8 protein-coding genes and 1 tRNA gene are annotated in these 7,461 nt (G+C 42.2%); 3 read left to right on the top strand and 6 right to left on the bottom strand.

Annotation, left to right across the window (positions count from 1 at the left end; translation table 11 throughout):
- Positions 1 to 697: ATP-binding response regulator (locus tag OGM63_RS08165; protein ID WP_263745017.1), on the top strand; the 697-nt coding region annotated here is incomplete at its 5' end.
- A gap of 31 nt (positions 698 to 728) precedes the next feature.
- Here the strand turns inward: OGM63_RS08165 and OGM63_RS08160 are convergent.
- Together OGM63_RS08160 and OGM63_RS08155 are read right to left on the bottom strand one after the other, a co-directional pair.
- Positions 729 to 1,427, bottom strand: coding sequence for a phosphatase PAP2 family protein (locus OGM63_RS08160; protein WP_263745016.1), 699 nt, complete (start codon positions 1,425 to 1,427; stop codon positions 729 to 731).
- A 27-nt stretch (positions 1,428 to 1,454) separates the two neighbouring features.
- A complete protein-coding gene (locus tag OGM63_RS08155) occupies positions 1,455 to 2,825 on the bottom strand; it encodes an NAD(P)/FAD-dependent oxidoreductase (RefSeq protein ID WP_263745015.1) in 1,371 nt (456 codons plus the stop codon).
- Between the two features lie 389 nt (positions 2,826 to 3,214).
- Here OGM63_RS08155 and OGM63_RS08150 point away from each other — a divergent pair, with 389 nt between their 5' ends.
- On the top strand, positions 3,215 to 3,433 hold the full coding sequence (locus OGM63_RS08150) for a hypothetical protein (RefSeq protein ID WP_263745014.1): 219 nt from the start codon (positions 3,215 to 3,217) through the stop codon (positions 3,431 to 3,433).
- Positions 3,434 to 3,896: 463 nt separating this feature from the next.
- On the opposite strand, the gene OGM63_RS08145 is transcribed toward OGM63_RS08150, so the two are convergent.
- The 4 genes from OGM63_RS08145 to psbZ form a co-directional block, all read right to left on the bottom strand.
- Positions 3,897 to 3,968 (bottom strand) — tRNA-Gly (locus OGM63_RS08145).
- 298 nt (positions 3,969 to 4,266) lie between these two features.
- Positions 4,267 to 4,839, bottom strand: a complete 573-nt coding sequence (gene ribH / locus OGM63_RS08140; protein ID WP_263745013.1) for a 6,7-dimethyl-8-ribityllumazine synthase — start codon at positions 4,837 to 4,839, stop codon at positions 4,267 to 4,269.
- A gap of 74 nt (positions 4,840 to 4,913) precedes the next feature.
- Positions 4,914 to 5,555: a zinc ribbon domain-containing protein gene (locus OGM63_RS08135; RefSeq protein WP_263745012.1), complete on the bottom strand. Its 642-nt coding sequence runs from the start codon at positions 5,553 to 5,555 to the stop codon at positions 4,914 to 4,916.
- 206 nt (positions 5,556 to 5,761) lie between these two features.
- Positions 5,762 to 5,950 carry a photosystem II reaction center protein PsbZ gene (gene psbZ / locus OGM63_RS08130; protein ID WP_029633705.1) on the bottom strand — a complete coding sequence of 63 codons (189 nt, stop codon included), beginning with the start codon at positions 5,948 to 5,950 and terminating at the stop codon, positions 5,762 to 5,764.
- 177 nt (positions 5,951 to 6,127) lie between these two features.
- Here psbZ and OGM63_RS08125 point away from each other — a divergent pair.
- Positions 6,128 to 7,461, top strand: a 1,334-nt coding sequence (locus OGM63_RS08125) for a CBS domain-containing protein (RefSeq protein WP_263745011.1), incomplete at its 3' end; no start/stop codon positions are given.

Below are 7,461 nucleotides of genomic sequence, written 5' to 3'. Positions count from 1 at the left end.
CCCCCCTCCCTCGACCTACGCTCAAATCACAGTTACCGACACAGGAATTGGCATTAATCCGGAATTTATCCCTTACGTTTTTGACCGCTTTCGACAAGCAGATAGTTCTTCTACCCGCTCTTATGGCGGGCTGGGGTTAGGATTGACAATTGCTCGTCACCTAGTAGAATTGCATAATGGCAAGATTTATGCTCACAGCGAAGGTGAGGGTAAAGGTGCAACCTTCACAGTTCAATTACCGCTACCAAAAGCAAATCAATTCAAGCAGGAATCTGCGGTAGGAAATAATGCAAATGACCGAGAAAATTTACCCTCTCTCGATAATGTTCAAGTCTTAGTTGTAGAAGACAATATCGACAGTCGTGACTTTCTCAAAGTTGTGTTGGAAGAATCTTTTGCTAAAGTTACGGCTGTAGGATCGGCAAGTGAGGCGATAGAATGTTTAAAACGAGATCATTTTCATGTCCTGGTGAGTGATATAGGAATGCCGGGAGAAGATGGTTATCAGTTAATTAGTCAATTGCGAGATTTAGAGCAAAAAAATGGGGGAAAAATTCCGGCGATCGCTCTAACCGCATACACCAGAATTGAAGATAAAATGCAAGCACTCGAAGCCGGCTTTCAAAAGTATCTCGCTAAACCAGTAGAACCAGATGAATTGGTGAGAATTGTCGCAGAACTTGTACACCGCTCCTGAGAAGTGAAATACTACAACACCCAGGCAAAAGCTATGCAGGATCGCTTTTATTGGGCAACAGCAGCAAACTCACGCCAACAGCCCAAGCCACAGAAGCCGTCCAGCCTGCTAAAATGTCGCTGGGATAGTGGACTCCCAAATACAACCGTGTCCAAGCGATCGCGAACACAAACACCCCTCCGGCAATTATAACCAGCCACCGCCAACGGCTACCCCATGTTAAAATTACCAAGACTGCAACTAAAGTCATACTCGACATCGCATGACCGCTGGGGAATCCGTAGTCAAACTCTGGTGCAGGTGACTCCCACAAATGAGGACGCACTCGATGTAGCAAAACCTTAGCTGTTCGGTTAATGATGATGCTACCCAACAAAGTGGTTATAAAATAGATTAGCGATCGCCATCGACGACGCATAAATAAACCGATCGCGATCGCACTTGCAACCGGAAACACACCCCAAAATACCCCGAATTTAGTTAGCGTCCCCGCAAAAACATCAAGGGATGGTCTAGATGTGGAGTGAATTGCTAACAAAATCGGCACATCCCACCGAAAGCCACCTTCATTCTCCCAAACATCTTCCGCTAGTTCCCCAAAAATTTGTAACGGTAAATAGACTCCCATTAATAAAAGCAGCAAAGAGGCACGATGGTTAACGATCAGCTGTTTGAGAAAAGTCAAGAAAGACTGAAGACGTTTCCAATGAGAATTGAAAATTTTCGACATTATCTTACCATATGCTTGTGAAAAATATTAGGATTTATCGCTTTTCTTATCATCTCCCAACATTTTCAGTAATTTTCTCGCTACTATTACCCCTACAACTCCTGCACCAACTATTTCCCCTGTCCCCACAACTGTTTTACCGACATTATTTGGGTCAATATGCTGGTGAAAAATCTCTTCATTCAACCATTCTGTGGTAACTTTAAAGTTATGAATTGGTGTTGGTAATAATTCTAAATAAGTACCTTGGCGAATTAAGTGAGCAGCTTCGCCCTTAACTTCAAAAACGTTGTAAATACTAGCAGCAGCATCATCTAAGCCGAGTTTGAGTAGAGTGCCGCGTAAGTTCACTTTAGCTGGTTTTAGCTCATTGCCCAATGCGATCGCCTTCAAATTATAAGCGATCGCTTGTCCCTGCTGATACGCTACCTGTGCGGTGGCTGGTAGGGAACTGTTCTGTACAACTGCACAATCACCGCCTGCAAAGACTTCTGGAAAATCGAGCAATTGCAATGTCGGGGTGACTAAAAGACGACCGTGTTTGTCACGATGGTCGTTTGGCACTGGCAAATCTTTAATTAGCGGATGAACAGATGTGCCAGTAGTCCAAATTGTCGTAGCTGCTGCAAGCGTCTCTAATTTGCCATTCTGCTTGTACTCAACTGAGTTTGTCCGAATAGCTGTGGCTTCTGCTCCCATCACCATTTCTATGGGCATGGTGCGTTTTTGTAATTCTCCCTCAGCAATTTCACGTAAATGATGATTAATATCGCCATTGAGAATTTCTTCACCGTGATTGAGCAGTACCAAGCGGATTTCTTGATAATTGCCACCCAAAGCAGCATACCAATACGGTAGCAAATCGGCTAAAGTGGCTGCCATTTCTACACCAGAAGCACCAGCACCAATTACAGCAACTGTTAATAATTTGCGACGTTGTTCTGCATCTTCAATTTTAACAGCTTGTTGCAAACACTCATGTAAATGCTGCTCAATAGCGATCGCATCTTCTGTCGTCCAGAAAGGCAGCGCATATTCTTTCGCTCCCTCAACATGCAAATAGCTAGTGACGCTACCCAAACCCAAAACTAAATTACTGTAGTCGTAACACCTCCCCGAAGTTAATTTAACTTGCTTTTGATGTAGGTCAATCGATTCCACTGTATCTTGAACAAAAATCACTCCACTACCCTTAAGCAAATCTTTAAAACGCGGTACTACTTGATTTGCCTCCATTTCACCACTGAAATACTCGTAAAGTAACGGCTTAAAACAAAAGCGCTCCTCTCGATCAATCAGAATTACACTTCGAGGATAATGTTGATGACTCAAATGTAAAGCTGTAAATAGCCCAGTAAAGCCACCACCTACAACCACAGTTTGATAAATTGGGTTCATAAAATCCTCTTCTTCAATGGGAACGCGCTAATTAATGGGTGATAAATTCGTAGTGAGGACTGAAGTCCTCGTCTCTATGAGGACTTCAGTCCTCACTACAAAGATGTTTTCTCATGAGCAATTAAAGGGACTTGATATGAGCCTACTAACTCTAATTAAACGAAATCTGTGTGAACTTTTTGTGGCTTATATGTAGAGATTTTTTCACACCTACTAAGTAGCTAAGTAAAAATTTAACAATTAAAGTAAAAAATATTTATACTTTTTTCCCAAAAATAAATAGACATAGGAGTGAAAAAGAATGTAGAGACGTTAAGCTTAACGTCTCTAAAAGGGTTTGGGCAACGCATAATTCATTTTTGGAGATGCCCAATGCCCCAACTTATACTGTGACAAAGAACACAATTAAAGCAATGCTTAGTCCAACAGCGAAAAAGATCGCATATTCAACTTTGCGACTAAAAAATCCGACAGCAGCGATCGCACCCACACCGAGAATGATAATGCCAATGTATTGCCAATGTATTGCAAACTACCAGCAATCAAAGGATCTTTTCCAGATGACGGTTCTTGTGGCTGAGTTTTGTCTATGTAGCCGCGATTTTTAATTACTTAGTCTATTTTAACTAAATCGTGTCATGGACGGAAATTGATCGCCTATAATACCAATTTTATATGAGGCTGCACATTTGCCCTGCGCTCTTGCGGACGCGATCGCGTTCAGACGCGAGATTCCTGGGGTGGGCTAAATTATATGCATCTTCATATAAAAACGGTATAAGTTTTTAGTCGTCTTTAGAGGACTTGGGCTATTAAGTGGGGGTTTTCAACCCTCGGTGGTTGTTGGAACAGGTGATATCAGGATGGGAGAGTTTAAAGAGTGCTATAGTCTCGCTTCATATGTATTTATTGTCAACCTTTGTACATAGTGAATCAGCGATTAGAGGTATAGCGATCGCTTCAAAAGTCCGTAAATTAAAAGAAACGTCTATAGCACGAATTTTTCTACGAGACATTCCGACGCAACGTCTCTACAAATAAACGTTTGCGATGTTAGTATTTTATTTCAAAAGCGGGCAACGCGATTCGAACGCGCGACATTCACCTTGGCAAGGTGACGCTCTACCACTGAGCTATGCCCGCAACTTCCATACAAATACTATAATGTCACATCAACAACGGTTTGTCAATACCTTAATTTGTAATTAGTCCAAAGTAAAAAGTCTGTTGACTACTGACTCTTGATGCCCTTAGCTGAAACCGACATTCATCCCTACGTCTGACCCTCGATCTTCTGCGTGGGATGAATGACGGGTGAGTTGACGACTCGTAGTAGTAAAGGACGTAAGAAATCTACTACTACGCTATCTGCTGGGCAGGAAGCCTACACTGTACGCGTAGCCTTTGTGCCTCTCGTAGAGAAGCGTACAGTGTAGGTAGTTCACACGTGTTCTTCTGACTCGGTGGCAAATTCACCTAAGCTGGCACTTTTAAAAGAGGGAGGCAAAGATTGGGAATTGCGATATGGCTCTAGGTTAGAGCGCAAATTCCGCATGAGGCTGCCCATTTCCAAGGCACTCATGGCGTATTCCCAACCCAAATTACTCTTAATACCTGCCCTTTCTAAAGCTTGTTGCATCGTGTCTGTTGTCAAAACGCCAAAAACTACCGGAACGCCAGTTTGAAAGGCAGCAGCGGCAATACCTTTAGCGACTTCAGAGGACACTAAATCAAAATGAGGCGTTTGCCCTCGGATGACAGCACCCAGACAAATGACTACATCATATCTTTGGGAAAGCGCCAACTGACGAGCCACTACTGGCACTTCAAAACTGCCGGGAACCCAAACATAATCCACCTGAGTTCCTTGAGGATTGACATCCACACCGTGGCGTTTCAAGCAATCTTGACAGCCCTCTAGCAGCTTACTGGTAACGAGGTCATTGAATCGACCAATAACCACTGCAAACCGCAAAGGTTCTGTCTGAGTAAAAGTTCCCTCGAAAACTGCCATAACTGCCTCTTAATCAATCAAGTATACATATCAGCCAATATAGTTGTTAATAACATAGACAAATGTCCATCCTATTAATTTAGAAGTTTAACCTTCACTGGGGAAACTACAATCCCCTCTATCCCTTGAGCAAAAGCTTCGGGGATTGCTTTTCTTAGGATGTTTAAAGATCCATTTACGTCGGCATTAATTCGCTTACCACTACCGGATCTGTAAAGCCCACGTTGGATCCTTTTACCACTAAAAGTAGCAAGGGTGCCTTTTTTGTAAACTGGTATTTCATCCTGATCTAAAAAACTTGCAAGGCTTGTGTAACTTTCTTCATTGACAAATACCTTTATCCCCGCTAGCTCTGCTTTGTATGTAATTTGATCAATAAACCTTGCGTGAGGTACTTGCACAAAATTTTGGTTATTTCGACTACCTATAACATTTTTTTGATAAGACTTAGAGGCTGCTTGAAAAGCTTTCCAATTTTTGTCTAAAACCATTAAAATCTGCTGACTTAATTTAGCGGGTATTGCTTTATAGTCAACACTACTTTGCATGAGCTTTTGAACCTGATTGTAGTTACGTATTTCACCTAACTGAAATAAGTTTTGTCTAATCAGATAGTTAGCAGCATTGTAAAGGTTTTTTGACAAAAAACACAAGTTATCTATCTCTTGATGGTATTTGTGAGATTTCTTGATTACGTGCCTTTCAACTAGTTGCACTCGTCCTCCTTTAAGGATTTCACAATACTTGTCAACAAAATTGAAGAAGTTTATAGATACATTTCTTATTTAAAAGTAGAGGAGCAGGAAAGACTTAGAAATTAGGAGACAAGGAGATGGGGAGACAAAATTGTCCCCTTGTCCCCTTATCTCCCTCTGAATGAAGCAAATATTTATACTATTTGCCAGCCTAGATTAACACTCACCTACACCACAAAAAAGTTTAATACACCAACTAAAAACACTAAGGCAAACCAGACTCCAGAACCGAGCCAAAGTAGCTTTTTAGAGTCACCCCAATTTTGTGGAGTGGCATAAGCTACAGGAACACCAACAACCATGACAAAGGACAACCCAACCAGCGCAACTAATGCAGCTTGGAATATAATGGTCATTTTTTTCTTCTCCCAAAACAGCTAAATACTAAAGATAGAATATCTTAAAGGGCAACACTTAAGGTCTTTCCCCCACTTGTAAGCTACCAGAAATTGTAACCATTTAGTCCAAAGTCTAAAGTCTAAAGATTGACTCTTGACTCTTGACCATTGATTCTTGACTCTTAACTCTTGACTATGGATTTAATTCTTTGCCACACTACAGCTGATTTTGATGCGTTAGGAGCAGCGGTAGGGCTAACGCGGTTGCTACCAGGAAGCTTGATTGTGCTGACTGGGGGTTCTCATCCACCTGTGCGGGATTTTTTGGCGTTGTATCGGGATGAATATCCTTTGATTGAACGACGTTCGGTCAATCCAGAAAAAATTCGCTCTATAAGTGTGGTGGATACGCAACAACGCGATCGCCTGGGTAAAGCTGCCGAATGGTTAGATTTACCCAACTTAAAAGAGATTATAGTCTATGATCATCACATCGCGCAAGAATCGAATATTCCTGCCACGATCGCACATATTTATCAAGTCGGTGCCACCACAACTTTAATCGTAGAACAATTACAACAACAGCAAATTTCCCTCACCGCTGCCCAAGCCACTGTCATGGCTTTGGGTATTCATGTTGATACTGGCTCTCTCACCTTTGACTCTAGCACCCCGCGAGATGCTTTAGCTTTGGCTTGGTTGATGCAACAAGGCGCTAGTTTGTCGGTAATTAGCGAGTATTTAGATCCCGGTTTATCTGTACAATTGCAGCAATTGTTAACCGAAGCTATAGACAAATTGCAATCTCTATGCATACGTGGATATACGATCGCCTGGATTATTCTGAAAACAGATAAATTTGTGCCTGGATTATCAAGTCTTGCCTCGCATCTGATGACATTAACCGAAATTGATGCTTTACTGCTGGCGAATGAATATCCTTTCTCTGAAGGTGAATCGCGGTTAACGGTGATTGGGCGATCGCAAATCAAGAGCGTTAATCTTCACGAATTATTTGAACCTCTAGGCGGTGGCGGACATTCTCAAGCCACATCGGTCAACCTGCGCGGAGTAGATCCACAAATCATATTAAACCAACTTGTTGACAACATCAAAGCAAATATTCCACATCCTCCCACAGCGAGAGATTTAATGTCCTCTCCAGTCCGTACCATCCGTCCAGAAACTACAATTGAGGAAGCGCAGCGTATTTTGTTGCGCTACGGACATTCTGGTTTATCTGTCGTCGATGCTGAAGCACAACTAGTAGGTATAATTTCTCGCCGAGATTTGGATATTGCTTTGCATCACGGCTTTAGTCATGCACCAGTTAAAGGCTACATGGCAACTAATCTCAAAACAATTACACCAAATACGACACTCCCCGAAATCGAAGCGTTGATGGTGACATATGATATCGGACGCTTACCAGTGTTGCAAGATAATCAATTATTGGGAATTGTCACCCGCACTGATGTTTTGCGGCAATTACATCAAGGAGGAGAAAGAGGAGGGGGGGAGAGGGGGAA

The sequence above is a fragment of the Plectonema radiosum NIES-515 genome (genome assembly GCF_025753815.1).
GTDB classification, from domain to species: Bacteria; Cyanobacteriota; Cyanobacteriia; order Cyanobacteriales; family Nostocaceae; genus Hassallia; species Hassallia radiosum_A.
This window is presented reverse-complemented; position numbering and strand designations above follow the sequence as displayed.